Below are 25,306 nucleotides of genomic sequence, written 5' to 3'. Positions count from 1 at the left end.
GGGAGCAGCAGTATGCGCACAAGGACCAAGTTGTACGCGGCCGCGCTGGGCATGGCGACCACCGGAGCCCTCGTGCTCTCGTCCGGCGGCGCCAGCGGTCACGGCTACACCGACCTGCCCGTCAGCCGGCAGAAGGTGTGCCAGAACGGCACGGTCGGCGGATGCGGTGCCATCCAGTGGGAGCCGCAGAGCGTGGAGGGGCCCAAGGGCTTCCCGGCCTCCGGGCCGGCCGACGGCAAGATCTGTTCCGCGGGACACGGGTCGTTCGCCGCGCTCGACAGCCCCAAGCAGCCGAACGGCCAGGCGTGGCCGACCACCAGGGTGAACGGCGGGCAGAGCTACACCTTCCGCTGGCAGTTCACCGCCCGGCACGCCACGACCGACTTCAAGTACTACGTCACCAAGCCGGGCTGGAACCAGAACCACAACCTGACCCGGTCCGACCTCAACCTCACCCCGTTCTTCACGGTGCCCTACGGCGGCAAGCAGCCCCCGGCCACGCTCTCCCACAGCGGCACGCTGCCGTCCGGGCTGAGCGGACACCACGTGATCCTCGCGGTGTGGACGGTCCACGACACGGGCAACGCGTTCTACGCCTGCTCGGACGTCACCTTCTGAACAGCGGAAGGGCCCCCTCGCTCGGCGAGGGGGCCCTTCCTTCTGTGCGCCGCCAGGGACTCGAACCCCGGACCCGCTGATTAAGAGTCAGCTGCTCTAACCAACTGAGCTAGCGGCGCATGACTCCCGCCGTCCGCTTCCCGCGGTCGGCGACGACGAAAATACTACCCGGTCCCGGGCAGTGCTCGTGACCAGTGCCGGGACCGGTTCTAGATCGCCAGCGACAGCAGCACCGGAGCCGCGCTCCGGTTCAGCTCGTCCGCGGCCCGGCGCAGCCGGTGCGCGTGCTCGACCGGGAGCGACAGCGCCAGGCAGCCCACGGAGGAACCGGCGGTGATCGGGACGGCCGCGCAGACCGTGCCCACCGCGTACTCCTGGAGGTCCAGGACGGGCACGGTGGCCGGCTGCGACTCCAGCCGGGACAGCAGCAGCTTGTCGCTGGTGATGGTGCGCGAGGTCAGACGGGCCATCCGGTGCCGGGCCAGGTGGTCGCGGCGGCCCGCGTGGTCCAGCTGGGTCAGCAGGGACTTGCCCACCGCGGTGGCGTGCGCCGAGACGCGGAAGTCCACCCACTCGTTCACCCTGGGCGCGGCCGGGCTGTCGGCGTACTGGGTGACGCTGACCTCGCCGTCGACGTACCGGCTGATGTAGACGGCGGCGCCCACCGAGTCGCGCAGCCCCTCCAGGGTGCGCTGGAGCTTCTCGCGCAGCGCCTGCTCGCGGCCCTGGGCCGAGCCGAGGCGGGCCAGGGCCTCCCCGGTGACGTACACGCCGTCGGCGGTCTGCTCGACGTATGCCTCGCGGCGCAGCATGCGCAGGAGCGTGGTCAGGCGCTCCGGGTCGATGCCGCTCTCGCGGGCGATCTCGGTGTCGGTGACACCGGAGGTGTGCCGCGCCACCGTCTCCAGGACGCGCAGGGCGGCCTCGGTCGAGTGGTGCGGCGCGGTCGGCTTGTGCTGCAGCGCCACGGTGGTCTCCCCCTGCGCTCGCTGGTGCATCCCTGCGTTCACGATAGCCGCCAAGAGGCTTCTCGTGAGGGGGTGTTGACCGGATTTCGGGGCCCTCATCTGCGACGCAGACCCACTGGCATATGCCGTTGGCCTGCCCCAACGTCCCGACCTCGGACGTTGGGGCAGCGCCGCCGCGCAATTACAGGACGGCGCTGAGAAACTCCCGCGTCCGGTCGTGCTCCGGCTCGCTGAAGATCTTCTCCGGCGCTCCGGCCTCGATGACCCGGCCCGAGTCGAACATCAGGACCTGGTCCGAGATGTCCCGGGCGAAGTTCATCTCGTGGGTCACACAGAGCATGGTGATGTCCGTGCTGCGGGCGATGTCCCGCAGCAGGTCCAGGACGCCCGCGACCAGCTCCGGGTCGAGCGCCGAGGTCACCTCGTCGAGCAGCAGCACCTTGGGGCGCATCGCCAGCGCCCGGGCTATCGCCACCCGCTGCTGCTGGCCGCCGGAGAGCTGGGCCGGCCGGGCGTCGCACTTGTCGGCCAGGCCCACCATGTCGAGCAGGCCCTTGGCCCGCTCCACGGCCTCGTCCTTGGACATCCCGAGCACCGTGACCGGCGCCTCGGTGATGTTGCGCAGGACGCTCATGTTCGGGAACAGGTTGAACTGCTGGAACACCATCCCGATCTGCTTGCGGACCTCGCGCCGCTCCTTCTCGGTCGCCGGGAAGAGCTTCTGCCCGTCCACGGTGATCGTGCCCTCGTCGGGCTTGAGGAGCGTCATCAGCAGCCGCAGGATCGTCGTCTTGCCCGAACCGGACGGGCCGATCAGAGTGACGTGCTTGCCGGCGTCGACGGAGAAGTCCAGGTGGTCGAGGACGGTGTTGTCCCCGAACCGCTTGGTGACCTGCTCCAGGCGGATCAGCTCGCCGGAGCTGCGCTCGGGGCTTTTCTCGGGGTTGGGAAGAGTGTCAGTGGGCAAGGCGTCGCTCCAGGGCTCGCAGGGCAAGGGAGGCCAGGTAGGAGATGATGATGAAGGCCACACCGATCACCGTCAGGGGCTCGGTGAACTGGAAGTTCTGCTGCGAGAACAGCCGCGCCTCGCCGAGCATCTCCAGCACCGTGATCGCCATCAGCAGCGGCGTGTCCTTCAGCATGGAGATCACGTAGTTGCCGAGGGCGGGGGTCACACGCCGGATCGCCTGCGGCAGGATCACGGCGGTCCAGGTCCGGCCCATCGGCAGGTTCAGCGCCGTCGCGGCCTCCCACTGGCCGACCGGCACCGCCTCGATGCCGGCCCGGTAGACCTGCATCGTGTACGTCGAGTAGTGCAGGCCGATGGCCACCACACCGGTGGTGAGCGCCGAGAAGGTGATGTTCCACTCGGGCAGCACGTAGAACAGGAAGAACAGCTGCACCAGCAGCGGTGTGTTGCGGACGAACTCGGTGACCACACCGACCGGCCAGGTCACCCAGCGGCTCGGCACCCGCATCAGCAGCGCCCAGACCAGGCCGAGGCCGAAGGAGACCAGCGAACCGAGGACCAGGATCTGCAGGGTGACCAGCAGCCCGTCCCAGAAGTGCGGCATGAAGTCGGAGACCGCGCTCCAGTCCCATTTCACGACACACCACTTCCCTCAGGCACGCGCACGGCCGCCGTCTTCTTCTGCGGCGCCTTGCCGACGCCCGCCTTCAGCTTCTTCTCCAGGCCGCGCATCACCCGCGTGAGCAGGAACGCGATCACGAAGTAGATCAGCAGGACGTACGTGTAGATCTCCGCGCTCTCCTGCAGCGCCAGGCGCACCAGGTTGGCGCTGAAGGCCAGGTCGCCCATGCCCATGATCGACACCAGGGCGGTGCCCTTGAGCAGCTCGATCAGCAGGTTGGAGAAGGGCGGGATCATCTCCGGCACCGCCTGCGGCAGCAGGATCAGCTTCATCCGCTGCCAGGGCGTGAAGCTGAGCGCGATGCCGCCCTCCTTCTGCGCCGGGTCGACCGCGGCCAGCGCGCCGCGCACGATCTCGGAACCGTACGCCCCGTAGGTCAGACCGAGCGCCAGCGTGCCCGCCCACATCGGCACCAGCTGCCAGCCGAAGGCGGGCGGCAGCACGAAGAAGACCCAGAAGATCATCACCAGCGCGGAGGTCCCGCGGAACACCTCGGTGTAGAAGCCCGCGAGGAAGCGGACGATCCACAGCCGGTGGGTGCGCGCGATGCCGACCACGAAGGAGACGGCCGTCGCCAGCAACGAGCTGAAGAAGAGCAGCTGGATGGTGACCCAGACGCCCTGGAGTACGAGTTCCCACAGTCCCGAGGTCATCCGCCGCAGAGCTCCTTCGCGGTCAGATCCGTCATCTCTTCCTCGGTGAAACCGAAGGGCTTGAGGATCCGCAGCAGTTCGCCGCTCTTCTTCAGCTTCTGCAGCTCGACGTTGAAGGCGTCCCGCAGGTTGGTCTCGTCCGGGCGGAAGGCGAAGGCGCCGCCGTCGACGTGGGGTTTGCCGCCGACCAGCGGTGCGAAGGGCTCGGTCGCCTCCGCCTTGCCCGACTTCTTCACCACCTCGCGGACGGTCAGGGCCGTGCCCGCGAAGACGTCCACACGCCCGGACTCGACGGCGTTGAGTCCGGCCACCTGGTCGGGGACGATCAGGATGTCGTCCTCCTTGTACCCGTGCTCCACCGCGTAGGCGATCTCGGCGTAGCCGGTGCCGGTCGCGAACTTGGCCTTCTTCTTGACGACGTCCCGGTAGTTGTGCAGCCCGAGCGGGTTGCCCTTGCGCACGATGTACGCGTCGAGCATCTGGTAGTCGGGGTCGGAGAAGATGACCTGCTCGCAGCGGTCGGCGTTGATGTACATCCCGGCCGCCACGACGTCGAACTGCTGGGACGCCAGGCCCGGGATGAGGGAGCCGAACTCCGTCGGCACGGGCTGCACCCGGTCCACTCCGAGCCGCTTGAAGATGACCTTCGCCAGCTCCGGGGCCTCGCCGGTCAACTCGCCGTTCTTGTCGATGTACCCGAAGGGGATCTCACCCGCGATGCCGAGCCGGGCCACGCCCTGGGCCCTCAGCCGGTCGAGCAGGTCACCCCCCTTGACGTCGGAAGCGGTGGCCACCCGCGAGCAGCCGGCCGCCCCCAGTGCGCCGAGCGCCGCGACCCCCGCGAGCAGCGATCGGCGGGTGGGCCCGGCTGTCCTGGACCTTTGGTCGGATATACCCCTTGGTGGGGTTCTGTGTGGTGGAGCCATGGGCGCGCAGCTACCCGAAGGTGGGCAGGTTATGCCGATCTTTTTCAGTCCGATACATCGGCCCGGCACCCTTGACCGCGGGGCCGCGGGGCACTGCCATGGAGGGCATGGCTGATCGCTACATCGAAGTCTCGCTGGTCAAGCGCGGAATCACCTGCACGGCCCAACTGCTCGACGACCGGGCCCCGATCACCTGCGCGGCCGTCTGGGACGCGCTCCCCCTCGGCGGCGACGTGTACCACGCCAAATACGCCCGCAACGAGATCTACGCCCTTTTCCCGCCCTTCGCGGCATCCGAACCCCCGCTGGAGAATCCGACGGTAACGCCCATTCCGGGCGACCTGTGCTATTTCGCCTTCGCGGGTGCCGAGCTGGGCACGAAGGCGTACGGCTACGACCGTGAGGTCCGCCCCGGCACCACCCTCGTCGACCTCGCCCTCTTCTACGAGCGCAACAACCTCCTCCTCAACGGCGACGTCGGCTGGGTCCCCGGCACCGTCTGGGGCCGCATCACGGAGGGCCTGGAAGCCATGGCGGAGGCCTGCAACGACCTGTGGCGCACGGGCGCGGCGGGGGAGACGCTCAGCTTCCGCCGGGCGTAGCCGACGACACGCAGAACCCTTCGCCGCCGTACAGCGACTCGTACTCGACCTCGATGACGAGCCGCCGGTCGATCAGGTGCCAGAACTCCTGGAGCCGGTCGGGGCCGGTGCTCCCGGACCGGTCCAGGAGCACCAGGAACGTCTCCTGTCCGGCGAGCACGACGGAGCCCGCCCGCAGGGAGTACGTCTTCGGCCGCAGTCCGGGGGCGAAGATCGCCCCCTTGACCTCCCGGTTCCACTCACCGGCCGCCGCGCCGTCCAGGCGCACCACGGTGCGCGTCACGACGGCCGGGCCCAGGCCGGCGTTGACGAGTTTCAGCCCGACCCCGTCGTCCTGGCGTATCCGCCGGATCTGCAGCAGGGGTCTGACCGACTGCCGGTTGTGCAGCCGGGTCGCTCTGGTCTGGGCCCAGCTGACCCACAGCGATCCGAGCGCGATGACCGTGGCGGCCACGGCGATGACCGTCTCCGCGCTCAACCGGCGCTCCGCGCGGTCATGAGGGCGGTGTCCGCCCCGTACAGCGCGTGCGCGGTCCGCAGGACCAGGTCGTCGCGGTGCCGGGCCGCGACGATCTGGAGGCCGACGGGCAGCCCGTCCCCGTCGGTCCCCACCGGCACCGTCGCCGCCGGCTGCTGCGTCAGGTTGAACGGATACGTGAACGGCGTCCACCCCGTCCACCGCCGATACCCCGAACCCTTCGGCACCTCCACCCCCGCCTCGAACGCCGTGATCGGCAACGTCGGCGTCACCAGCAGGTCGTACTCCCGGTGGAAGACCCCCATCCGCCGCCCCAGCTCCATCCGGACGTCCACCGCCGCGAGATAGTCCAGCGCCGAGTACCGCGCCCCCGCCCCCACGATCTCCCGCAGCCCCGGGTCCAGCAGCTCCCGCTGCCCCGCCCGCAGATGCTGCACCACCCGCGCCGCCCCGCTGAACCACAGGGTGTGGAAGGCGTCCACGGGGTCCGTGAAGTCGGGGTCGGCCTCCGTCACGTACGCGCCCAGCTCCGCCAGCCGCTCCACCGCCCGCCGCACCGCCCCGGCCACCGCCGGACGCACCGCCACCTGCCCGCCGAGCGAGGGCGAGTACGCCACCCGCAGCCCCCGCACCCCGCCCGACAGGGCTTCGGTGTACGACCCGGGCGCCGGGCCCAGCGCCGACCAGTCCCGGGCGTCGGGGGTGCCGACCACGTCCAGCATCAGCGCCGCGTCCGCCGCGTCCCGGGTCATCGGACCGACGTGCGCGAGGGTCCCGAACGCGCTCGCCGGATACAGCGGCACCCGGCCGTACGTCGGTTTCAGGCCGAAGATGCCGCAGAAGGACGCCGGAATGCGCACACTGCCACCGCCGTCGGTGCCCAGCGCCAGCGGCCCCGCCCCGAGCGCCACGGCCGCCGCGGCGCCTCCGCTGGAACCGCCCGCGGTACGGGAGGGATCGTGCGGGTTGCGCGTCACGCCGGACAGGGGCGAGTCCGTCACGCCCTTCCAGCCGTACTCGGGCGTCGTGGTCTTGCCGACGAAGACCGCGCCGTGCTCGCGCAGCCGGGCCACGGACGGCGCGTCCTCCTCCCAGGGCCCGTCCGGAGAGACGGCCCGGGAGCCGCGCAGGGTCGGCTGACCGCGCGTCAGCAGGATGTCCTTCACCGTGACCGGCACCCCGTCCAGCCGCCCGCACGGCTCCCCGCGGCGCCACCGCTCCTCGGCCCGCCGGGCCCGGTCCAGCGCCTCCTCGCCGGTCAGCCGGACGAACGCGTTCACCTCCGGCTGGATCCGCTCGGCCCGCTCCAGTACGGCCCGGGTCGCCTCCACGGGGCTGAAAGAACCCTTGCGGTAGCCGTCGACGAGCTGTACGGCGGTCAGCTCGGTGAGGTCGGTCATGCGGCACCCTCCCGCGGGTCGGAGACGTCGGCGACGTCAGTGTCCGGGCACGTATCCACGCTTCTTGTCGACCACGTTGGCCAGCGGTCCGCCCGCCGCCCAGCTCTCGAACAACTCCACGAACTGCGCGCCCAGTTCGTCCCGCCAGCCGATCGTGTCCCCGCTCATGTGCGGCGAGACGATCAGCCCCGGGACCTCCCACAGGGCACTGTCCGGCGTCAGGGGCTCGTGGCTCAGCACGTCCAGCGCGGCGCCCGCGATCCGGCGTGCGGTCAGCGCCTCGACCAGGTCGTCCTCGACGACCAGCGGACCGCGCCCCACGTTCACGAACCGGGCGGAGGGCCGCATCAGAGCGAACCGCCGGGCGTCGAACATGCCGCGCGTGTCGTCGGTGAGCGGCGCCGCCGCCACCACCCAGTCGGCCCCGGCCAGCAGCCGGTCCAGGTCCTGAGGGCCGTGCACACCCGGGCGTGCGGTGCGGCCGACCAGCGCGGTGGTGATGCCGAGCGCCCCCAGCGTGCTCACGATCGCCCGGCCGATCGGGCCGGAGCCCACCACGCAGGCACGCGTTCCGGCCACCCGCATCGACTCGCGGTGCCGCCAGGTCCGCTCGCCCTGGAGGCGCAGCGTGGTGGGCAGGTCCTTGGCCATCGCCAGGACGAGCGCGGCGACGTACTCGGCGATCGGCCGGTCGAAGACCCCGCGCGCGTTGGTCACCACCGTGTCCGACTCGGCCAGCTCCGGGCACATCAGATGGTCCACTCCGGCGCTCGCCGTGTGCACCCAGCGCGGACGCGGACCGCCGCCCGGCCACGCCTCGCGCACCGCGTGCGAGGCGAAGTCCCACACCAGCAGGACGTCGGCGTGCGGCAGCCGCTCCGCCAGCGTCGCCGCGTCGGTGTGCTCGATCCGGGCCCGGCCGGTCAGCCGGCCGAGCCGGGGCAGCGGCTCGGCGTCCAGGACGAGGAGGGTGGGAGCGGGAGTCGGCGCGGGCGTGCGCGGGGACGTGGTCATCGGCGGCCTGTCTCCGGTCGGTGGAAGCGGGGGCGGTTCGGGTGTTGACGCGGAAGTTAACCGGCTGTTGACCTGGGAGTGATGCGGGCGGATTGACCACGCTCGCACCGGAACCTACCTTCGTCAACACGGCCGTGCGTAACGGTGCGTTGCCCTCCCCTTTCTCAGTGTGAGGCCGGTGCGTGCCATGGACATCTCCTTTCTCGGCGGACCAGCTCCGCAACGCGGGGTCGGCGTGGTCGCCCCGTTCGACTTCGCACTCGATCGCGAGCTGTGGCGATGGGTGCCCGACGACGTGTCACTGCACATGACACGGACCCCCTTCGTGCCCGTCGAGGTCAGTCTGGACCTCGCCCGGATGGTCAGCGAGCACGAGACCCTCGGCGAGGCGGTGCGCACCCTCAACGCCATCGCCCCCGAGGTCGTCGCCTACGCCTGCACCTCGGGCAGCTTCGTCGGCGGCATCGCCGGGGAACGCGCCATGTGCGAGGCGATGACCTGGGCGGGCGCCGTCCCGTCCGTCACCACCTCCGGCGCCCTGCTCGACGCGCTGGCCGAGCTGGGCGTACGCCGGGTCGCGCTGGTGACGCCGTACACCGTGTCCGTGACCCGGGCACTGGAGGCGTACGTCGCCGAGGCGGGCGTCACCATCACGGGCTGCGCCTTCATGGGGCTCACCCGGCACATCTGGAAGGTGCCGTACCGCGACGTGGCCGACATGGCCCGCCAGGCCGTACCCGCACCGGGAGCGGCGGACGCCCTGTTCATCTCCTGCACCAACCTCCCCACCTACGACGTCATCCCCCAGCTGGAGGCCGAGCTGCGGATCCCGGTGATCTCGGCCAACCAAGTGACGATGTGGGCGGCGCTGCGCCGACTGGGTACCCCTGCGGTGGGGCCGTACCAGGCGCTGACCGATCCGGCCGCGCGCCTCGGCCCCGCGGCGACGGGCGCGGCGGGTCCCGCGGTGGTGGGGCCCGTGGGCCCCGTCGACCCCGCGGTGGCGGGCCCGGTCGGACCCGCCGCGGTGGACATGCCGGGCGTCGGTGACGTCCCGGACACGGAACAGCAGCAGGAAGGGTGGACATGACAGCACTGGGATTCCTGTACCCGGGCCACTCCGGCGAGGACGACTACCCACGCATCGAGCAGCTCCTGGGCAGCGACATCCGGGTGGACCTGGTGCACACGGACATCGGCGAGGACGCCCACCGGGTGGACGCGCTCCTCGAGATGGGTTCGCCCGCCCGGCTCGAGGCGGGCGTGGCCGAACTGCGGCTGGCCGGTGCCGACGCCGTGGTGTGGGCCTGCACCAGCGGCAGCTTCGTGCACGGCTGGGACGGCGCCCACGCACAGGTGCGCGCCCTCGCCCAGGCGGCGGGCCTGCCGGCCTCGTCCACCTCCTTCGCCTTCGTGCACGCGGCGAAGGAGCTCGGGGTGCGGCGGGTCTCGATCGGCGCGACCTATCCGGACGACGTGGCCCGGCTCTTCGCGGACTTCCTCGGCGCCGCCGGCATCGAGGTGGCCGACGTCGTCAGCTCGGGCATCGTCACGGCGGCGGAGGTCGGCACCTGGACCGAGGCGGAGGTGCTGGCGCTGGCCCGCGCCGCCGACCGGCCGGACGCCGAGGCGGTGCTCCTGCCGGACACGGCCCTGCACACGGCGGCCCACATCCCGGCCCTGGAGAAGGAGCTGGGCAAGCCGGTCCTCACCGCCAACCAGGTCACCGTCTGGGAGGGCCTGCGCCTGGCCGACCGCCGGGTCAACGCGCCGGAACTGGGCGCGCTGTTCACGCGGGAGCCGGTGGTGCAGGCCTGAGCAGGGCCTGACACGGAAGAACCCCGGTCCGCAGGTGCGGACCGGGGTTCTCGTCGAGCGCTGGGCAGGCCTTGCACCTGCATTTCCCCACGGGAAGTGGGGCGTCTTTCCTTGGACCACCAACGCAGTGCCCGTTGCGGGGAGTTGGCCCCCGTGATCAGGCAAGATGATCGTACCGCAGCTCCGGCCGGGGTGCACATCGAGCGCCGTCCGTTCAGGTAGATAGACGTTGATCGTAAATCTGAACCATCGACAACTCACCTGAACCCTTGTCAGCACTCGAACCTCCCCCTATTCTCACGCCGAGAAAGCGCTTTCCGCCATCGTGTGATTGACATGATCACGCCATGGCTTACGTTCCGGCATGTGAAGGCGAATGGGGAGACCGAGGATGAGACGACCAGTCGCGCTGCGACTCCAAGCGGCACTGGGCACGCTGGCCCTCGCGGCCGCGGCCGGTGTGGTGCTGACGATGCCCGAGGCGGCGGCAGCGGCCGGCGGCGCCACCGGCTACGCGACCCAGAACGGCGGCACGACCGGCGGCGCGGGCGGACAGACCGTCCGGGCCACCACCGGCACCGCGATCCACCAGGCCCTGTGCGGCCGGGCCAGCAGCAGCACCCCGATCACCATCGAGGTCGAGGGCACCATCAACCACGGCAACACCAGCAAGGTGTCGGGCGACAGCTGCAACACCGCGGCCGACAGGATCGAGCTGAAGCAGGTCAGCAACATCACGATCGTCGGGGTCGGAAACGGTGCCGTCTTCGACCAGTTGGGCATCCACATCCGGGAGTCCAGCAACATCGTCATCCAGAACGTGACCGTCCGGAACGTCAAGAAGTCCGGCTCGCCCACCTCCAACGGCGGCGACGCCATCGGCATGGAGAGCGACGTCCGCAACGTCTGGGTCGACCACTCCACCCTGGAGGCCTCCGGCGGGGAGTCGGAGGGCTACGACGGCCTCTTCGACATGAAGGACAACACCCAGTACGTCACCCTGTCCTACAGCGTCCTGCGCAACTCCGGCCGGGGCGGGCTGATCGGGTCCAGCGAGAGCGACACCTCGAACGGGTACGTCACCTTCCACCACAACCTGTACGAGAACATCGACTCCCGCGCACCCCTGCTGCGCGGCGGCACGGCCCACATGTACAACAACCACTACGTGAGCCTGAACAAGTCGGGGATCAACTCCCGCGCCGGCGCCAAGGCCAAGGTCGACAACAACTACTTCGAGGACTCCAAGGACGTCCTCGGCACCTTCTACACCGACGCGGCCGGTTCCTGGCAGGTCAGCGGCAACATCTTCGACAACGTGACCTGGTCCGAGCCCGGCGAGGACAACAACCCGGCCGGTCCCGACCCGCAGTCCAACACCACGGTGTCCATCCCGTACTCCTACAGCCTCGACGACGCCTCCTGCGTGCCGTCCGTCGTGAGCGGCACGGCGGGCGCGAACAAGGGCCTGAAGGTCTCGGACGGCAACTGCACCCCGCAGAGCCCGGACCCGACCGACCCGGACCCGACCGACCCGGACCCGACGGATCCGACCGACCCGGACCCGACCGATCCGCCGAGCGGGACCAACCTGAGCGTCGGGGCGGGCGCCGACGGCTCGTCCAAGGCGAGCGGCACCAGCTACGGCAACGTGCGCGACGGTGACCTCGGCACGTACTGGTCCCCGGCCGGCTCGACCGGCTCCATCTCCGTGAAGTGGTCCTCCGCCACCACCGTCGGAAAGATCAACATCCGTGAGGCGGCCGGCTCCGAGGGCACCGTCGGCTCGTACCGCGTGGTCAACCACGACACCGGCGCCGTCCTGGCCTCGGGCAGCGGAGCGGGCGTGATCGGCTTCTCCCCGGTCTCGCTGGAAAAGATCACCTTCGAGATCACCGGCGCCTCCGGCACCCCGAAGATCGCCGAGTTCGAGACGTACGCGGGCTGACACGGGCAGGCGGGCGGGGTGTGTCCGGATCGCGGCTCCGGGCACGCCCCGCCCTCTTGCGCGGGCGCGGGACAATGGACGGTGGCCCACTCCACCGGAGTGCCCCCGCACCCGGGGACGGGCCGTCGTCACGCACGAGGAGGAGAAGACATGGCGGAGCCCACGCCGCGTCGGCACGAACCGCGGCTACGCCCCGCGCCCCTGCTCTTCGAGCCGGCGGAGGCGGCCGCCGATCCCGAGCACTTCTTCGACCTCGAGTCGATCGACGACCCCCGGGCCCTGCTCGAACGGGCCACCGAGCTGACCCACGCGTTCCGCGCGGCGGCGGACCGGGCGATGGAGTTCCAGGCGCTCGCGGCGGCGCAGCTGGCCGATCCGAGGCGGTTCGACCGGCTGACGGCCGCGGACATCGCCGAACGCGCGGAGTGGACCGAGGACTATGCCAAGAAGATGGTGGAGTTCGGCCGGGACCTGATGCGCGGCGAGTCGGCCGAGTGAGCCGGGTTCGCCGGGGCGGCGGGCGGGTGGCCGCAGCGCATATGCCAGCGGGCTGGGCAAGATACTCCCCTCCCGGCCGCTGTGTCCCGGTTTCCCGCAACCCAGCGGAGCGGGATCCTCACGCCCGGTAGATATTTGCGGTATGAGCAGCACACGCAACGCCACGCCCCATGCCTCGGACGTCACCTCGGACGGCGCCGCCTGGCTGGCCTCGGCGGGCGCGTACCCGCGCAGCACGCTCGCGCTCTGGGAGGAGCGGCCCGAGGCTCCGGTCGTCCTGCCCTGCGGCTCCGCCTTCGACGTGGTGAGCGCTCCCGCGATCTTCGGCCGCCGGATGCTGGACCGGCTCTGGGACGACGGCCCCGGTTCGGGCCCGGTGGCGGAGTTCCGCGGCCGGATGCTCCTGTTCGCCGCCCCCGGCACCGCCCAGCGGCTGCCGTCGCTGCTCGACTGGGAGGAGTGGAGCGCCCGCGGCCGGGAGGGCGGCCGTACGGGAGCGGTGCCGCCGCTGCTGTGCCACGGCGCCGGGGACGCGGTGACCGTACCGGCCCCCGCGGGCCCCGCCGCCCCCGCGGACGCGCCGCCGCGCTCCGGATCCCGCTGGCTCGTGGCCCCGGACACCCGCCAGCCGTGGCTGCCCGGCCCGGAGATCATGCTCTGGGCGGCCGTGCGGGCGGCCCGTGCGGCGGTGCGGATTTCGATTTTTCCTCCCGCCGACCAGGGTGCTAAGGTCTACGACGTCAGCAGGCGCCGCTAGCTCAGTTGGTTAGAGCAGCTGACTCTTAATCAGCGGGTCCGGGGTTCGAGTCCCTGGCGGCGCACGATGGCGATGGCGAGGCGTGTTCGCGGAAAGCGCGAACCTCCTCGCCATCGTTGTTTTTGCGCGGCTTCGCCGCGCGGGGTGGGGGCTTCGCCACCCACCCCCCCCGCTCGGTGGTCCGGGGGGTGGGGCTCGGGGCGGGTGTTTGTGTGGTCCGGGGATGTGTGGCTCGCCCCAGGTGTCCGTGTGGTCCAGGGGTGCTCGTGGTGCCGTTGTCCGGGGGCGGGGGGCTCGGGGCGTGCGTGCGGTCGGGGGCGGTCGGGTCGGCGTCAGCCGGGGGTGATCTGTACGGTCCAGGTGCCTGATTCAGTGCGGTCCTCTACCTCTACCCGTACGCCGTCGCCCGGCACCGTGAAGCTCTCGCCGAGGGCCACCGGGGCGTCGGCCAGCGGGGGGTAGACCGAGTCGGCCCAGCAGGCCTCGGTGTCCGGGTGGGCGTCGACCACCTCGATCGGCCCGCCGCCCGACTCCGCCCCGCTGTGCACCCGGTACACCAGCACCCCCGCGCGGCAGGACGCCGCGTCGTTGCCGACCGGCGTACGTACCTCGAAGGCGAGCGCGCTGCCCGCCCCCGTGCGCACCACCGCCAGCTTCGTGCCCCGCCCGAGGCCGAAGGCCGGCGCGCCCGCGGCGCCGGTCACCACCACCCCGGGACCGGCGCCCAGCGGCTCCAGCGTCAGCCGGGTCGGTTCGCCGCCCCGCACGCAGGCCACCTGCCGGGGCCGCAGCCAGCCCAGCTTCCACTTGTGCCAGCCGAACAGGTCCGGGGAGAGTCCGAACTGGCTGCCCATCAGGTCCCAGTCGCCGACGTGCGTGTCCCAGTCGCCCTCGCCGTCCGCCGGCCGGTGGTACAGGTCCGGCAGGTCGAAGACGTGCCCCGTCTCGTGGGCCAGGACCAGCCGGTCCGGCGGATGGTTCTCGAAGACCGTGACGACCCGGCGGATGTCCGTGCCGTCCGCCCGCAGCGGGGTGTCCAGGTTGACGACCTTCGTGGCGTCGGAGTCCACCCCGGGCGCGTCCGGGTCCGCGACGAAGTAGACGACGTCGTACCGGGAGAAGTCGACGTACCGGTCGGCCGCGGTCAGCGCGTCGCGCAGGTAGGCGGCCCGGTGCTCCGGGCTCCAGTCCCGCCGTATGGCGTACGACGTCGACGGGCTCGGCATCCGGATCCAGTCCCGCAGCGGGTGCGGGCGGAGCGTGAAGGCGCCGTAGGAGGCGCGCCGGAAGAAGTCCCCGGTGGCGGGGAAGTGGTCGGCGGCGAGTTCGGCCGGTGCCGTCAGCGGCTGGGAGTCGGGGAAGGACAGGAACACCATCACCGCGTCCAGGGCGCGGGCGGGCCGCGGGTAGGTGGCGTTCCAGGTGTCCAGGCCCTCCGAGTGGTGCACGGCGGTGCGCTCGAGCGCGCAGGGCTCCGGGGAGAAGGGCTCGGCGACCGAGGGGGCGGTGATCAGGGAGGTCGCGGCGAGGGCCGACATCGTGGTGCACACCGCGGCGGTGCTGCGCAGCCTGGTCCGGGGGAGCTGGCGCGGCACATGGACCTCCGGACGCGGTTGACGGGACACCGCACCCAGCTTGTGCATGATTGTCGTATTGCGCCCTGTTCGCGTGCACCGGATGGGTGAGCCGTCCGGGATTTCGCAGGAGTTCTCCTGGTCGATACCTCGAAGACACTCACGGAACGTCACAACTGGTCGGAGGGGTGACGGACCCGTCCAGGTGTGAGCAGAAACGATCTGCCGGAAGGGTCGCTCGGTCCCGAACGCGGAACGGCGGCTGGAAGGGCCCGGTGTCAGCCTCTATGATCGGCACACTTTCCTGCACGAACAGAGCACGAACAGAGATCGAGGCACTGCGGGAGCGAGCGGTGAACGGAACCTCCGAAGGGCCGGCGCCCGCAGCGGATCTCGGCCCGGCCATTACAGAGAGTGATGAAGGTCTGGCTCCTCGTGCCGTGCGTGCGGAGCCCCCGGCCTACCGGTCGGTGTTCGCCACGGCCCCGCTCGCCATGGCCGTCGTCGACGCCGAGGGCCTGGTCGTCAGCGCCAACGACACCCTGGGCGCCCTGCTCGGCACCGACCCGGAAGCGCTGGCCGGGTCCGTGGCGGCCGACCTCGTCGACCTCGCCTCCGACGCCGGTACCTGGCACGCGTACCGCGAGGTGCTGCGCGGCCACCGGGCCCGGCTGCGCTGCACCAGACGGCTGAAGCGGGCCGACGGGCACTCCCTGTGGGCGCAGGTGACGGTCGAGCCACTGGCCGGTTCCGGGGACTCCGGGGGCGGGGACGCCCCCGGTCTGCTGCTCTCCGTCGCCGACGTGAGCGCCCGGCGCGAGCTCCAGGCCCGGCTGCGCCACCTCCAGATGCACGACCCGGTCACCCGGCTGCCCAACCGCGCCCTGTTCTTCGAACGCCTGACCGCCGCTCTGGAGGCGGAGTCGTACGAGCACGGCGGCACCGGCCGGATCGGCGTGTGCTACCTGGACCTGGACGGCTTCAAGGCCGTCAACGACACCCACGGCCACCGCGTCGGCGACCGGCTGCTGGCCGCCGTGGCCGAACGGCTGACCAGGTGCGCGGAGGAGGCGGCCCACGCCCGGTCCGGCGCCCCGCTGGTGGCCCGGCTCGGCGGTGACGAGTTCGCCCTCCTGGTGGAGGACTCCACCGGAACCGACCAGCTCGCCGACCTGGCCGGGGCGGTCCTGGCGGCGCTCCAGCCGCCGTTCGAACTCTCCGACCGCCGCCTGTCGGTCACCGCCTCGGTCGGCGTCGTCGAACGCCACACCGCCGGCACCACGCCCACCGCCCTGATGCAGGCCGCCGACACCACCCTGTACTGGGCCAAGGCGGACGGCAGGGCCCGCTGGACCCTGTTCGACCCCGAGCGCAACGCCAACCGCATGACCCGTCAGGCGCTGGCCGCCACGCTCCGCCCCGCCATCGAACGCGGCGAGTTCGCGTTGGAGTACCAGCCGCTGGTCGGCATGGAGGACGGGCGGGTGAGGGGCGTCGAGGCGCTCATCCGCTGGAATCATCCTCAGTTCGGCGTACTGGCGCCGAATCGGTTCATCGCACTGGCGGAGGAGGATGGCTCGATCGTTCCCCTCGGCCGCTGGATCCTGCGCACCGCCTGCCACCAGGCCCGCCGCTGGCAGCTGGCCCACCCGGACGAGCCGCCGATCTTCGTCAGCGTCAACGTGGCGGTCCGCCAGGTCTGGGACTCCGACCTGGTGGCGGACGTGGCCCGCACCCTGGAGGAGACGGGCCTGGCCCCCCACCTCCTCCAGCTGGAGCTGACGGAGTCGGCGGTGATGGGCTCGGCGGGGCGCCCGCTCCAGGTCCTCAAGGCGCTCAGCGACATGGGCGTCCACATCGCCATCGACGACTTCGGCACCGGCTACTCGAACCTGGCCTACCTCAGCCGGCTGCCGGTCTCGGTGCTGAAGCTGGACGGTGCCTTCGTCCGGGGCTTCCAGTACGACGCCGTGCCCGGCGCCACGGCCTCCGGTGCCGGGGCCGCCAATCCGGCCGACGAGGTCATCGTCGAGGCGATGGTCCAGCTCGCCCACCGCCTCGGCCTGACCGTCACCGCCGAGTGCGTGGAGACCTCGGACCAGGCGACCCGCCTGCGCCGCATCGGCTGCGACACCGGCCAGGGCTGGCTGTACTCCCGGCCGGTGGCACCGGACCGCATCTCCGCGCTGCTGGGCCACGCGGAACCCGGCGGCCCGGCCGGGGTTCAGGCCGGCGTCGGCAACCCGTAGGCGTCGGCGATCAGCTCGTAGGAGCGCAGGCGTACGTCGCCGCCGTGGGCGTTGGCGGTGAGCATCAGCTCGTCGGCGCCGGTGCGCTTCTGCAGGTCGTCGAGGCCGGCTCGTACCTCGTCGGCGGTGCCGTGGATGACGTTGGCGTTCCAGGACTGGATGAAGTCCTGCTCCATCGGGCTGAAGTCGTACGCCTCGGCCTCCTCCGGCGTCGGCACCAGCCCCGGGCGCCCGGTGCGCAGCCGGACCATGTTCAGCGCGGCCGCGAGCACCTGCCTGCGCGCCTCCTTCTCCTCGTCGGTCGCGAGCGCGGAGACGCCGATGAGGGCGTACGGGGCGTCCAGCACGGCCGACGGCCGGAAGGACTCCCGGTACAGGTCGAGGGCGGGGACCGTGTTCTGCGCCGAGAAGTGGTGCGCGAAGGCGAACGGCAGCCCGAGGGTGCCGGCCAGCCGCGCGCTGAACCCGGAGGAGCCGAGCAGCCACACCGGCGGGCGGTGCGCCGACTGCACGCCCCCGGGCGAGGTGGCCTGCACGGGGCCCGGCACGGCGTGGATACGCCCGTACGGGTGCCCGTCCGGGAAGTCGTCGTCGAGGAACCGGATCAGCTCGGCGAGCTGCTGCGGGAAGTCGTCGGCGCCCTCGTTCAGCCGGTCGGTGCGGCGCAGCGCGGCGGCGGTGGCCCCGTCCGTGCCGGGGGCGCGGCCGAGGCCCAGGTCGACGCGCCCCGGCGCCATGGCCTCCAGCGTCCCGAACTGCTCCGCGATGACGAGCGGCGCGTGGTTGGGCAGCATGACGCCGCCCGACCCGAGACGGATGCGGTCCGTGTGGGCCGCCAGGTGGGCGAGGATCACCGCGGGGGAGGAGGAGGCGACGCCGGGCATGGAGTGGTGCTCGGCGACCCAGTACCGCTCGAACCCGCGCGCCTCGGCGAGCCGCACGATGTCCACGCTGGTCCGCAGGGCGTCGGAGGCGGTCCGACCGGCCCCCACGGTCACCAGGTCCAGTACGGAGAGGGGGACGGGAGCGGTGCCGTGGGCGGTGCCCCGGATCTCCTCTGCGGCGGCTGCGGGCATGGTGGGGTGCCTCCTGTGCTTGACGTGGTCGTACGGGTCGCTTCGCGTCGTAACAGGAGGGGGTCTCCGGTTATTCCCGGCGGATCGCGGGTGAGCGGTCGGCGCCCGCACGTCGCGCTCCGCGCGAGCGGCTCACGAGGTCGGGGCGTTCACCAGCGTCGTGATCAGGCGGGTCACCAGCGGGCGCGGGTCGGGCGCGCCCGGCCGGCCGGTCATCAGGAGATGGTGGGCGGTGCCGACGACGGCGAGGGCCACCGAGGGCGGGTCGACGGTCCGCGCCACGCGGCCGAGCTCCCGCTCGGCCTCCAGGTAGTCGGCAATCGCCTCCTCGATCGCGGTGAAGCCCGGCGCGCCCCTCTCCAGCGCCGCGCGGATGCCCAGCGTGGCGGCCGGGCGGGTCATGGCGAGGCCGGACAGGGCGAGGCCGCCGGAGTCGAACAGGGCGAGAGCGACGGTGTTCAGGTTCCGCTCCACCGTGCCGTGCCCGGCTGTCCCGGACAGGGCCCGCGCCTTCGTCGCCGTCTTCGCGAACCGGTCCAGGCACAGCTCGGCCACGAATCCGTCGAAACCGGCGAAGTGCGCGTGCAGCAGCCCCTTGGCACAGCCCGCTTCGGTGGTGACCGCCCGGCTGGTGAGCGCGCCGGGGCCGTCCCGCTCCACGATGCGCTCGGCCGCCGCGAAGAGCCGCTCGCGTACGTCCGGTGTCGCCACTCCGCGCGGTGCCATGGGCCTCTCATTCGTCCCGGATCGGTCGCCCCGGCTGGGCTCGACCCCGTGAAGCGTAACGGGGATTGCGGGGTTTGGGCACTTGCCCATACTGTTTGGGCACACGCCCATTCTCCGTCGTTCGCCCGGGAGGCACCTGTGCCGGACATCGTCAACACCGAGCAGGCTCAAGCGTGGAACGGTCCGGAGGGAACCCACTGGGCGCGCAACCAGGACCGCTGGAACGCCGTGAACGAGGGCTTCGACGAGCCCCTCCTCGACGCCGCCGGCATCACCGGAGAAGACCGGGTTCTCGACCTCGGTTGCGGCTCGGGCCAGACCACGCGGCGCGCCGCGCTGCGGGCACCCCGAGGACACGCGCTGGGTCTCGACCTGTCCGGCCCGATGCTCGCCGAGGCCAGGAGCCGCGCCGAGCGGGAAGGCGTCGCGAACGTCTCCTTCGCGCAGGGCGACGCACAGGTGCACCCCTTCGAGGCGGGCGCGTTCGACGCGGCGGTCAGCCGCTACGGGGTGATGTTCTTCGCCGACCCCGTGGCCGCCTTCGGCAACGTCGGCCGGGCGCTGCGACCCGGCGGGCGCCTGGCGTTCGTCTGCCCGGCCGACGCGATGCTGAACGGCTGGGTCACGGCGATGGCGTCACTGCGCGAGGTCCTGCCGGTCGGCGGCTTCGGACAGCCCGGGCTGCCCGGCATGTTCTCCCTGGCCGCCCCGGACCGCATCGGCGACGTCCTCACCGCGGCGGGCTTCGTCGACATCGACGTCGACCGGGTCCGGGCCCACGGGACGTGGGGGCGGGACGCCGAGGACGCGGCGGAGTTCCTCCTGGGCACGGGCCCCGGTCGCCACCTCGTGGACCGGGCCGGTCCGACCGCGCGGGCCCGCGCCCGCGGCATCCTGACCGACCATCTGCGCACGCACGAGGCGGCTGACGGTACGGTCCGGCTCCTCAGTACGTCGTGGCTGGCCACGGCGGTCCGCCCGGCCGCCGCCTGACCGGGTCGCCGCGCCGAAGTGCCTCAGCTCCCCGGTGAGTTCCGGCGGGTCACACGGTGGCGGAGGTAGGCGACTTGGGAGCCGAAAGTACGGCTCTCGACGAGTTCGAGGGTCACCCGGCGCCCGTGGTGGGGGAAGAAGGGGGTGCCGCCGCCGACCAGAACCGGGTGGACCATGGTCCGGTACTCGTCGATCAGGTCCGAGGCGGCCGCCTCGGCGGCGAGGGTCGCGCCGCCGATCGCGATGTCTCCCTCGCCGGGCTCGGCCCGCAGGCGCTCGATCTCCTCCGCCAGGGTGCCGGAGGCCAGGCGCGTGTTGGTGCCTTGCACCGTCGTCAGCGCCCTGGAGAACACCACCTTCGGGAGCGCCTTCCACAGCGCGGCCCACTCCAGCTCCGCGGCGTCGAGCGACCCGTCCCGGTCGGCGGTCTCCCAGTACAGCATCGTCTCGTACAGGCGCCGCCCCAGCAGGTGGGCGCCGGTCTCGCGGATCTCGTCGGTCCAGTACCGGAAGACCTCTTCGCTCGGGTCGCTCCAGTTGATGTCGCCGCCCGCGTCGACGATGTAGCCGTCGAGGGACACGTTCATCGAATAGGTCACTCTGCGCATCGCGGGCCTCCCCGGTAGCCGGTCGACTTCGACGGTACGGCCGCCGACGGCGGCGCGGGGTCACCTCCGACGGACCGCGTGTCAGTCGCGCGACCGCCTCGGGGTCGTCGAAGGTCCGGCCAGTGTCCACGAGGCCAGCAGGCCCAGCGCCTCGGCGGACGCGGACCGGGGTTCGGCGGTGTAGAGGAACAGCGTGGTGTCGCTGTCGCCGGGGAGCGAAAGGGTTTCGTACTCCACGGTGAGTTCGCCGACCAAGGGGTGCGGCAGCCGCTTGGAGCCGTGGGTGCGCTGGTGCACGCGGTGCTGCCGCCACCAGCGGTCGAAGTCGTCGCTGCGCTCCCTCAGCTCTGTGACGAGCGTCTCGGTGGCCTGCCGGTCCGACGCGCGGACCGCGTCCAGGCGCAGGTTCTCCACCGCGGCGCGGGCCTGGACGTCCCAGTCGACGAACAGGTCGCGCGCGTCCTCGTCGAGGAAGAGCCAGCGGGTGTAGTTGCGCTCGACGGCCGGCATGGCGTCGAAGTCCGCGAACAGGGCTCTGGCCATCCGGTTCGACCCCAGGACGGCGGACTGCCGCCCCAGGACGAGCGCGGGGACGGCGGTGTCCAGGGAATCCAGCAGCCGATGCAGCCCGGGGCGCAGACGCTGCACGCTCGGAGTGCGCGACGGGGGGCTGGTGGCGGCGATGCCGACGAGGTCCTTGAGATGGGCGAGGCTCGCCGCGTCCAGTCCCAGGGCGTGCCCGATGGCCTCGACCACGGCGGGCGACGGGTTGACGGAGCGGCCCTGTTCGAGGCGCGCGTAGTAGTCGGCGGACACGCCGGCCAGGCGGGCGACCTCCTCCCGCCGAAGGCCGGGCACGCGCCGGACGCGGTCGTCCGGCGGCAGTCCGGCCTGCTCGGGATCGCACTGGGCGCGACAGCGCCTGAGGAAGTCCGCGAGCTCTCGGTTGATGCGGGTCATGGGAGCAGTCTGTCCCGCGTGGAACGACGACGGACCCGCAAAAGGGGGACTGTCGGTCCTACCTCCGCGCGGCCTAGGGCGCGCAGGGCCCGCCATGGCCCTCGGCGCCCCTCCCGCGCGGTCCACGATCGAGTCAGCGCCGGATCGGCAGCCCGGTCCGGCATCCCGTCGCGCACCCCATGGAAGAGGACACCCATGCCTGCCCCCACCACCCCCACGGCTCCCACCACCTGGTTCGTCACCGGCGCCTCCCGCGGACTGGGCCTCGAACTGGTCCGGCAGCTGCTCGCCCGGGGCGGCAACGTGACCGCCACCACCCGCTCCGCCGAGCGCCTGCGGGCCGCGCTGGGGAGCGCGGCCGACACCAGCCGGCTCCTCGCGCTGACCGTGGACCTGACGGACGAGAACCAGGTCCGGAGCGCCGTGGAGCGGACCACCGAGCGATTCGGCCGACTGGACGTCGTCGTCAACAACGCGGGCTACGGCTACCTCGCGGCCGTCGAGGAGACCACCGACGACGCCGTACGGGACATGCTGGACGTCCAGGTCGTCGGGGTGTGGAACGTGCTGCGCGCGGCGCTGCCCGTCCTGCGTGAGCAGCGGGCGGGCCGGGTCGTCAACGTGTCCTCGATCCTGGGTCTGACCACGATGCCCGGCTGGGCCCTGTACTGCGCGGGCAAGTTCGCGCTCGAAGGGCTGAGCGAGGCGCTCGCCGCCGAGGTCGCGGACTTCGGCATCGAGGTCACCGTCGTCGAGCCCGGCTACTTCCGCACGTCCTTCCTCGGCTCGGACTCCCTGAGCCTGCCCGGCGAGACCACGGAGCACTACCCGGCCGTGCGGGCCATGGTCGAGGACCACCTCGAGCTGCACGGCCGCCAGCTCGGGGACCCGGTCAAGGGGGCCGCCGCCATCATCGAGCGCGCCGGTCTGGAAGGCGGTCCCCTGCGTCAGCTGCTGGGCTCGGACGCGCACGCCTTCGCCACCGCGAAGGTCGACGCCCTGCGGGCCAACCTCGACGCCACCGCCGCCTCCGCACCCGGCACCGACTTCCCCGCGGCCTGAACAGGGCGGGCTTCAGGCGGCGAGGCCGGCCGCGAGCCGGTCCGCGACGGTGCGGGGCTCGCGGCCGAGGAGGTCGGCCAGCAGCGGGCCGGCGTCGGCGAAGCGGCCCGCGCGGGCCGCCTGGTACCAGGTGAGCATGAGCCGGGCCAGCTGCTCCGGCACACCGGCCGCGGCCTGGTCGGCGACCCACCGTTCGTCGTCCAGGACGATGCGCTCGATGCGGCGACCGGTGAGGCCGGAGGCGATCCCGGCGACGTCGTCGAAGGTGACGGCGGCCGGCGCCGTGAGGTCGACCGGTCCGTCGAGGGTCCGGTCACCGGCGAGGACGGCCGCGGTGGCCTCGGCGATGTCGTCACGGTCGGTGTAGGGAACGGGGCCGTCCTGCGGCTGGGCGATCGCGCCGGTCCGCTGCCACGGGCCGAGCACCTGGTCGAGCGGGCCGTAGGCGCCGTTGCGCAGGGCGGTCCAGGCGACTCCGGAGCCGCCGAGGATCGCCTCCGTGGCGATGTGGAAGTCCGACGGCGGGTACGGGTTGCCGGGGACGGCGCCCTGCTGGCTCGTGTAGACGATGCGCCGGACGCCGGCCGCGACCGCGGCTTCGACGGCGTTGCGGTGCAGGCCGACGATGTCGGCGGCCGGGTCGTTGCCGGACACCAGGAGGACCTGTTCGGCACCGGCGAAGGAGTCGCGCAGCGCGGCCGGGTCCTCGTAGGAGCCCTGCCGCACGCGCACGCCGCGGTCGGCGAGGTGCCGCGCCTTGGCGGTGTCGCGGACGCTGACGCCGATCCCGTCGGCGGGCACGCGCTTGAGGAGGTGCTCGACGGTGGCGCCGCCCAGCCCGCCGGTCGCGCCGGTGACAACGATCATGTTCTTGGCCTTCCCGCACAAGTTGACCAGGTAGGTCACTTTCTCTTCCGCGGCCGACCGTAGGTAAGCTGACTCGACGAGTCAAGTTGTGCTGGTGGGTGACAGGAAGAGACGGTGAGGGCCATGGCCGGTGCGGTGCCTTCGGAACCCCGGCTGCGCGCCGACGCGCGGCGCAATTCCGAGCAGATCCGCGCCGCCGCGATCGGCGCCTTCCAGGGGCAGGGCCTGACCGTGCCGCTGGAGGAGGTCGCCAAGGCGGCAGGGGTGAGCAAGGCGACGATCTTCAACCGGTTCGGCGGGCGGGTCGGGCTCATCGAGGCCGTCATCGAGGAGGTCGTCGCGAGTGAGCTGTTCGCCGTCGTCGACCGCACGCGGACCATCGACGACGGCGGCGAGCGGATCGCGTACTACCTCACCGCGATCCGCGACCTCCAGTACCGCCAGCCCGCCTTCAACGACGTCCTGTTGCAGACGTATCCGCACTCGGAGCAGCTCATGGAGATCTGCCGGGTCGGAAGCGGGGCCAACGAGGAGGTCGTCGCGGCGGCGCGGGCCCGCGGTGCGCTGCGGCCGGAGTTCACGGCGGGCGACCTCCACGCACTCGTCCGCGACAACGCCCTCGCCCTCAAGCACGGCGAGCGGCCTGCCCGGGAGGACTACGACCGCCGCACCAGGTACCTCCTGGACGGAATCAGACCAGCGTCTGGGTGAGTTCGCTCCGCGTCGACGTGTGGGTCAGGCGGCCGTGCGCGCCGTTGACGATCGGCAGGTAGGGCGGGACGTGGCCGCACTCCACGTCGGCGACGATCGGCACCCGCAGCGGGCCGAGCGCGTCCAGCACGGCCCGGTGCTGGGAGAGCGAGGGGACACCCGGGGCCGAGGTCCGGCCCACCAGTACCGCGTTCGCGGCGTCGAAGAAGCCGGCCAGCCGCATGCCGTGCAGGTTGCGGCAGATGGTCAGGGCGTCGTCGCCGCAGGCCTCCACGTACACCAGGAGACCCTCCGGGGCCGCGGTCCGGGCGAAGGCGGACGTGTCCAGGTACCCGGACCCCGTGAGGTTGCAGAGCGTCTCGATGCAGCCGCCGATCAGACGGCCCTCGACCTCGACGTCTTTGCCGCCGTCCAGCCGGGTCCAGCCGCCGGGGGTGTCGAGCGTGAACTCCCGGGCGTCCGGGTGGAGCGCGTAGTCGTCCCAGCCGGTGGTCCGGTGGCGGCCCGGCGGCGTCTGGGTGAACCGGTGGCCCCGGGGCGCGCCGACGACGTCGAACCAGGAGACCAGCCCGTCGGGGGTCCGGTACGGGGTGTCCATGAGGTTGTTGCCGTGCACGGTCGCCGTGCCGGTGAGGAGCGTCAGCGGGGTCATGAGGGTCGACATGTCCGAGTAGCCCACGAGCCAGGTCGGTTCGGCCTCGCGCAGCCGGTCCCAGTCGAGCAGCGGCAGGAGGTCGATGGCCAGGTCCCCGCCCCACGGCGGCACCACCGCCCTGATGCCGGGGTCGGTCAGCATCCGCGTCAGTTCCGCGGCGCGCTCGGGGGCGGGAGCGCTGACGTGTCCCGAGCCGTCCATGCACGCCCCGACGACCACCTCGTATCCGCGTGCCTCCACGTCGCGGATCGCCACGTTCAGACGTTCGCGGAGCTTTTCGGGGACTCCGCTGGACGGCGAGGTGACGGCGACACGGTCTCCTGGGCGCAAGGGGCGCGGGTATCGAACGGGCATGCGGAGGATTCTGGCACGTCAGCGGACCGGCGGGCAGGGGGATTTCCGCGCCCCGGCGGCGACGGTGGTGCCGGGCCGGTTCACCAACCCGGTCGGGGTGACCCGGTGCCGTCGGACGTCTCCCGCGTCCGTTCGCCGG

General features: G+C 72.1%; 26 protein-coding genes and 2 tRNA genes. 12 read left to right on the top strand and 16 right to left on the bottom strand.

All coding sequences use genetic code 11. The features are described 5' to 3' along the window. The first annotated feature begins 12 nt into the window (after nucleotides 1-12). The gene (locus tag ACFYZ3_RS16160) at nucleotides 13-618 is read left to right on the top strand and encodes a lytic polysaccharide monooxygenase (RefSeq protein WP_388517432.1); all 606 of its coding nucleotides are present in this window, start codon (nucleotides 13-15) and stop codon (nucleotides 616-618) included. Between the two features lie 45 nt (nucleotides 619-663). Here the strand turns inward: ACFYZ3_RS16160 and ACFYZ3_RS16155 are convergent. The 6 genes from ACFYZ3_RS16155 to ehuB all read right to left on the bottom strand — a co-directional run bounded on the left by ACFYZ3_RS16155 (nucleotide 664) and on the right by ehuB (nucleotide 4,817). After that, nucleotides 664-737, bottom strand: a tRNA-Lys gene (locus ACFYZ3_RS16155). A gap of 90 nt (nucleotides 738-827) precedes the next feature. After that, the gene (locus ACFYZ3_RS16150; protein WP_388517882.1) at nucleotides 828-1,586 is read right to left on the bottom strand and encodes an IclR family transcriptional regulator; all 759 of its coding nucleotides are present in this window, start codon (nucleotides 1,584-1,586) and stop codon (nucleotides 828-830) included. Nucleotides 1,587-1,767: 181 nt separating this feature from the next. Beyond that, a complete protein-coding gene (gene ehuA / locus ACFYZ3_RS16145) occupies nucleotides 1,768-2,553 on the bottom strand; it encodes an ectoine/hydroxyectoine ABC transporter ATP-binding protein EhuA (protein WP_059300561.1) in 786 nt (261 codons plus the stop codon). Beyond that, nucleotides 2,543-3,193, bottom strand: coding sequence for an ectoine/hydroxyectoine ABC transporter permease subunit EhuD (gene ehuD, locus ACFYZ3_RS16140; protein ID WP_388517428.1), 651 nt, complete (start codon nucleotides 3,191-3,193; stop codon nucleotides 2,543-2,545). The genes ehuA and ehuD overlap by 11 nt, the downstream gene beginning before the upstream one ends. After that, entirely contained in the window at nucleotides 3,190-3,891 is a 702-nt protein-coding gene (gene ehuC, locus ACFYZ3_RS16135) for an ectoine/hydroxyectoine ABC transporter permease subunit EhuC (protein ID WP_388517425.1), read from the bottom strand. Before ehuC ends, ehuD begins: the two co-directional genes overlap by 4 nt. Then, nucleotides 3,888-4,817, bottom strand: a complete 930-nt coding sequence (ehuB, locus tag ACFYZ3_RS16130; RefSeq protein WP_388517422.1) for an ectoine/hydroxyectoine ABC transporter substrate-binding protein EhuB — start codon at nucleotides 4,815-4,817, stop codon at nucleotides 3,888-3,890. Before ehuB ends, ehuC begins: the two co-directional genes overlap by 4 nt. A gap of 107 nt (nucleotides 4,818-4,924) precedes the next feature. Here ehuB and ACFYZ3_RS16125 point away from each other — a divergent pair, with 107 nt between their 5' ends. Further along, nucleotides 4,925-5,419, top strand: a complete 495-nt coding sequence (locus tag ACFYZ3_RS16125) for a DUF3830 family protein (protein ID WP_388517419.1) — start codon at nucleotides 4,925-4,927, stop codon at nucleotides 5,417-5,419. On the opposite strand, the gene ACFYZ3_RS16120 is transcribed toward ACFYZ3_RS16125, so the two are convergent. From ACFYZ3_RS16120 to ACFYZ3_RS16110, 3 genes are read right to left on the bottom strand one after another with little or no spacing between them, the layout of a single operon-like run. Continuing rightward, entirely contained in the window at nucleotides 5,400-5,897 is a 498-nt protein-coding gene (locus tag ACFYZ3_RS16120; protein WP_388517417.1) for a hypothetical protein, read from the bottom strand. The genes ACFYZ3_RS16125 and ACFYZ3_RS16120 overlap by 20 nt on opposite strands. After that, entirely contained in the window at nucleotides 5,894-7,297 is a 1,404-nt protein-coding gene (locus tag ACFYZ3_RS16115; protein ID WP_388517414.1) for an amidase, read from the bottom strand. Before ACFYZ3_RS16115 ends, ACFYZ3_RS16120 begins: the two co-directional genes overlap by 4 nt. Before the next feature lie 36 nt (nucleotides 7,298-7,333). Beyond that, entirely contained in the window at nucleotides 7,334-8,311 is a 978-nt protein-coding gene (locus ACFYZ3_RS16110) for a D-2-hydroxyacid dehydrogenase (protein ID WP_388517412.1), read from the bottom strand. 187 nt (nucleotides 8,312-8,498) lie between these two features. On the opposite strand from ACFYZ3_RS16110, the gene ACFYZ3_RS16105 reads away from it, so the two are divergent. The 6 genes from ACFYZ3_RS16105 to ACFYZ3_RS16080 all read left to right on the top strand — a co-directional run bounded on the left by ACFYZ3_RS16105 (nucleotide 8,499) and on the right by ACFYZ3_RS16080 (nucleotide 13,396). After that, nucleotides 8,499-9,401: a decarboxylase gene (locus ACFYZ3_RS16105; protein WP_388517409.1), complete on the top strand. Its 903-nt coding sequence runs from the start codon at nucleotides 8,499-8,501 to the stop codon at nucleotides 9,399-9,401. Beyond that, nucleotides 9,398-10,129, top strand: coding sequence for an aspartate/glutamate racemase family protein (locus tag ACFYZ3_RS16100; protein WP_388517406.1), 732 nt, complete (start codon nucleotides 9,398-9,400; stop codon nucleotides 10,127-10,129). Before ACFYZ3_RS16105 ends, ACFYZ3_RS16100 begins: the two co-directional genes overlap by 4 nt. A gap of 391 nt (nucleotides 10,130-10,520) precedes the next feature. Next, nucleotides 10,521-12,077, top strand: a complete 1,557-nt coding sequence (locus ACFYZ3_RS16095; protein WP_388517403.1) for a polysaccharide lyase family 1 protein — start codon at nucleotides 10,521-10,523, stop codon at nucleotides 12,075-12,077. A 150-nt stretch (nucleotides 12,078-12,227) separates the two neighbouring features. Then, entirely contained in the window at nucleotides 12,228-12,575 is a 348-nt protein-coding gene (locus ACFYZ3_RS16090) for a hypothetical protein (RefSeq protein WP_360999940.1), read from the top strand. A 142-nt stretch (nucleotides 12,576-12,717) separates the two neighbouring features. Further along, entirely contained in the window at nucleotides 12,718-13,332 is a 615-nt protein-coding gene (locus ACFYZ3_RS16085; protein ID WP_360999943.1) for a bifunctional DNA primase/polymerase, read from the top strand. Beyond that, nucleotides 13,323-13,396 (top strand) — tRNA-Lys (locus ACFYZ3_RS16080). Before ACFYZ3_RS16085 ends, ACFYZ3_RS16080 begins: the two co-directional genes overlap by 10 nt. 268 nt (nucleotides 13,397-13,664) lie before the next feature. Here the strand turns inward: ACFYZ3_RS16080 and ACFYZ3_RS16075 are convergent. Then, entirely contained in the window at nucleotides 13,665-14,975 is a 1,311-nt protein-coding gene (locus ACFYZ3_RS16075) for a M6 family metalloprotease domain-containing protein (protein ID WP_388517400.1), read from the bottom strand. 284 nt (nucleotides 14,976-15,259) lie between these two features. Here ACFYZ3_RS16075 and ACFYZ3_RS16070 point away from each other — a divergent pair, with 284 nt between their 5' ends. After that, on the top strand, nucleotides 15,260-17,155 hold the full coding sequence (locus ACFYZ3_RS16070) for a putative bifunctional diguanylate cyclase/phosphodiesterase (RefSeq protein WP_388517397.1): 1,896 nt from the start codon (nucleotides 15,260-15,262) through the stop codon (nucleotides 17,153-17,155). Here the strand turns inward: ACFYZ3_RS16070 and ACFYZ3_RS16065 are convergent. Further along, nucleotides 17,131-18,231 (bottom strand): LLM class flavin-dependent oxidoreductase, encoded by a 1,101-nt coding sequence (locus ACFYZ3_RS16065; RefSeq protein ID WP_388517394.1) that lies wholly within the window; start codon nucleotides 18,229-18,231, stop codon nucleotides 17,131-17,133. The two genes, ACFYZ3_RS16070 and ACFYZ3_RS16065, sit on opposite strands and share 25 nt — an antisense overlap. A gap of 132 nt (nucleotides 18,232-18,363) precedes the next feature. Then, a complete protein-coding gene (locus tag ACFYZ3_RS16060) occupies nucleotides 18,364-18,957 on the bottom strand; it encodes a TetR/AcrR family transcriptional regulator (protein WP_388517392.1) in 594 nt (197 codons plus the stop codon). Between the two features lie 138 nt (nucleotides 18,958-19,095). Between ACFYZ3_RS16060 and ACFYZ3_RS16055 the strand changes: the two genes are divergently transcribed. After that, nucleotides 19,096-19,950: a class I SAM-dependent methyltransferase gene (locus tag ACFYZ3_RS16055; RefSeq protein ID WP_388517389.1), complete on the top strand. Its 855-nt coding sequence runs from the start codon at nucleotides 19,096-19,098 to the stop codon at nucleotides 19,948-19,950. Nucleotides 19,951-19,973: 23 nt separating this feature from the next. Here ACFYZ3_RS16055 and ACFYZ3_RS16050 read toward each other — a convergent pair whose 3' ends face one another. Both ACFYZ3_RS16050 and ACFYZ3_RS16045 read right to left on the bottom strand, forming a co-directional pair. Continuing rightward, nucleotides 19,974-20,558 (bottom strand): dihydrofolate reductase family protein, encoded by a 585-nt coding sequence (locus ACFYZ3_RS16050; protein ID WP_388517386.1) that lies wholly within the window; start codon nucleotides 20,556-20,558, stop codon nucleotides 19,974-19,976. Nucleotides 20,559-20,639: 81 nt separating this feature from the next. Beyond that, entirely contained in the window at nucleotides 20,640-21,518 is an 879-nt protein-coding gene (locus tag ACFYZ3_RS16045) for a helix-turn-helix transcriptional regulator (RefSeq protein ID WP_388517384.1), read from the bottom strand. A 195-nt stretch (nucleotides 21,519-21,713) separates the two neighbouring features. Between ACFYZ3_RS16045 and ACFYZ3_RS16040 the strand changes: the two genes are divergently transcribed. Then, nucleotides 21,714-22,580, top strand: a complete 867-nt coding sequence (locus ACFYZ3_RS16040; RefSeq protein WP_388517381.1) for an SDR family NAD(P)-dependent oxidoreductase — start codon at nucleotides 21,714-21,716, stop codon at nucleotides 22,578-22,580. A 12-nt stretch (nucleotides 22,581-22,592) separates the two neighbouring features. Here the strand turns inward: ACFYZ3_RS16040 and ACFYZ3_RS16035 are convergent, their stop codons facing one another. Then, nucleotides 22,593-23,447 (bottom strand): NAD(P)H-binding protein, encoded by an 855-nt coding sequence (locus tag ACFYZ3_RS16035; RefSeq protein ID WP_388517880.1) that lies wholly within the window; start codon nucleotides 23,445-23,447, stop codon nucleotides 22,593-22,595. Nucleotides 23,448-23,570: 123 nt separating this feature from the next. Here ACFYZ3_RS16035 and ACFYZ3_RS16030 point away from each other — a divergent pair, with 123 nt between their 5' ends. Continuing rightward, complete coding sequence (locus ACFYZ3_RS16030; protein WP_388517379.1) at nucleotides 23,571-24,158, top strand: TetR/AcrR family transcriptional regulator; 588 nt, start codon at nucleotides 23,571-23,573, stop codon at nucleotides 24,156-24,158. Here ACFYZ3_RS16030 and ACFYZ3_RS16025 read toward each other — a convergent pair. Next, complete coding sequence (locus ACFYZ3_RS16025; RefSeq protein WP_388517376.1) at nucleotides 24,139-25,167, bottom strand: S66 peptidase family protein; 1,029 nt, start codon at nucleotides 25,165-25,167, stop codon at nucleotides 24,139-24,141. The two genes, ACFYZ3_RS16030 and ACFYZ3_RS16025, sit on opposite strands and share 20 nt — an antisense overlap. Nucleotides 25,168-25,306: the final 139 nt, after the last annotated feature.

Source organism: Streptomyces sp. NPDC001599 (assembly GCF_042893535.1).
Lineage (GTDB): Bacteria > Actinomycetota > Actinomycetes > Streptomycetales > Streptomycetaceae > Streptomyces.
The sequence above is the reverse complement of the archived record's forward strand: the minus strand, read 5'-3'. Positions and strand labels throughout refer to the sequence as shown.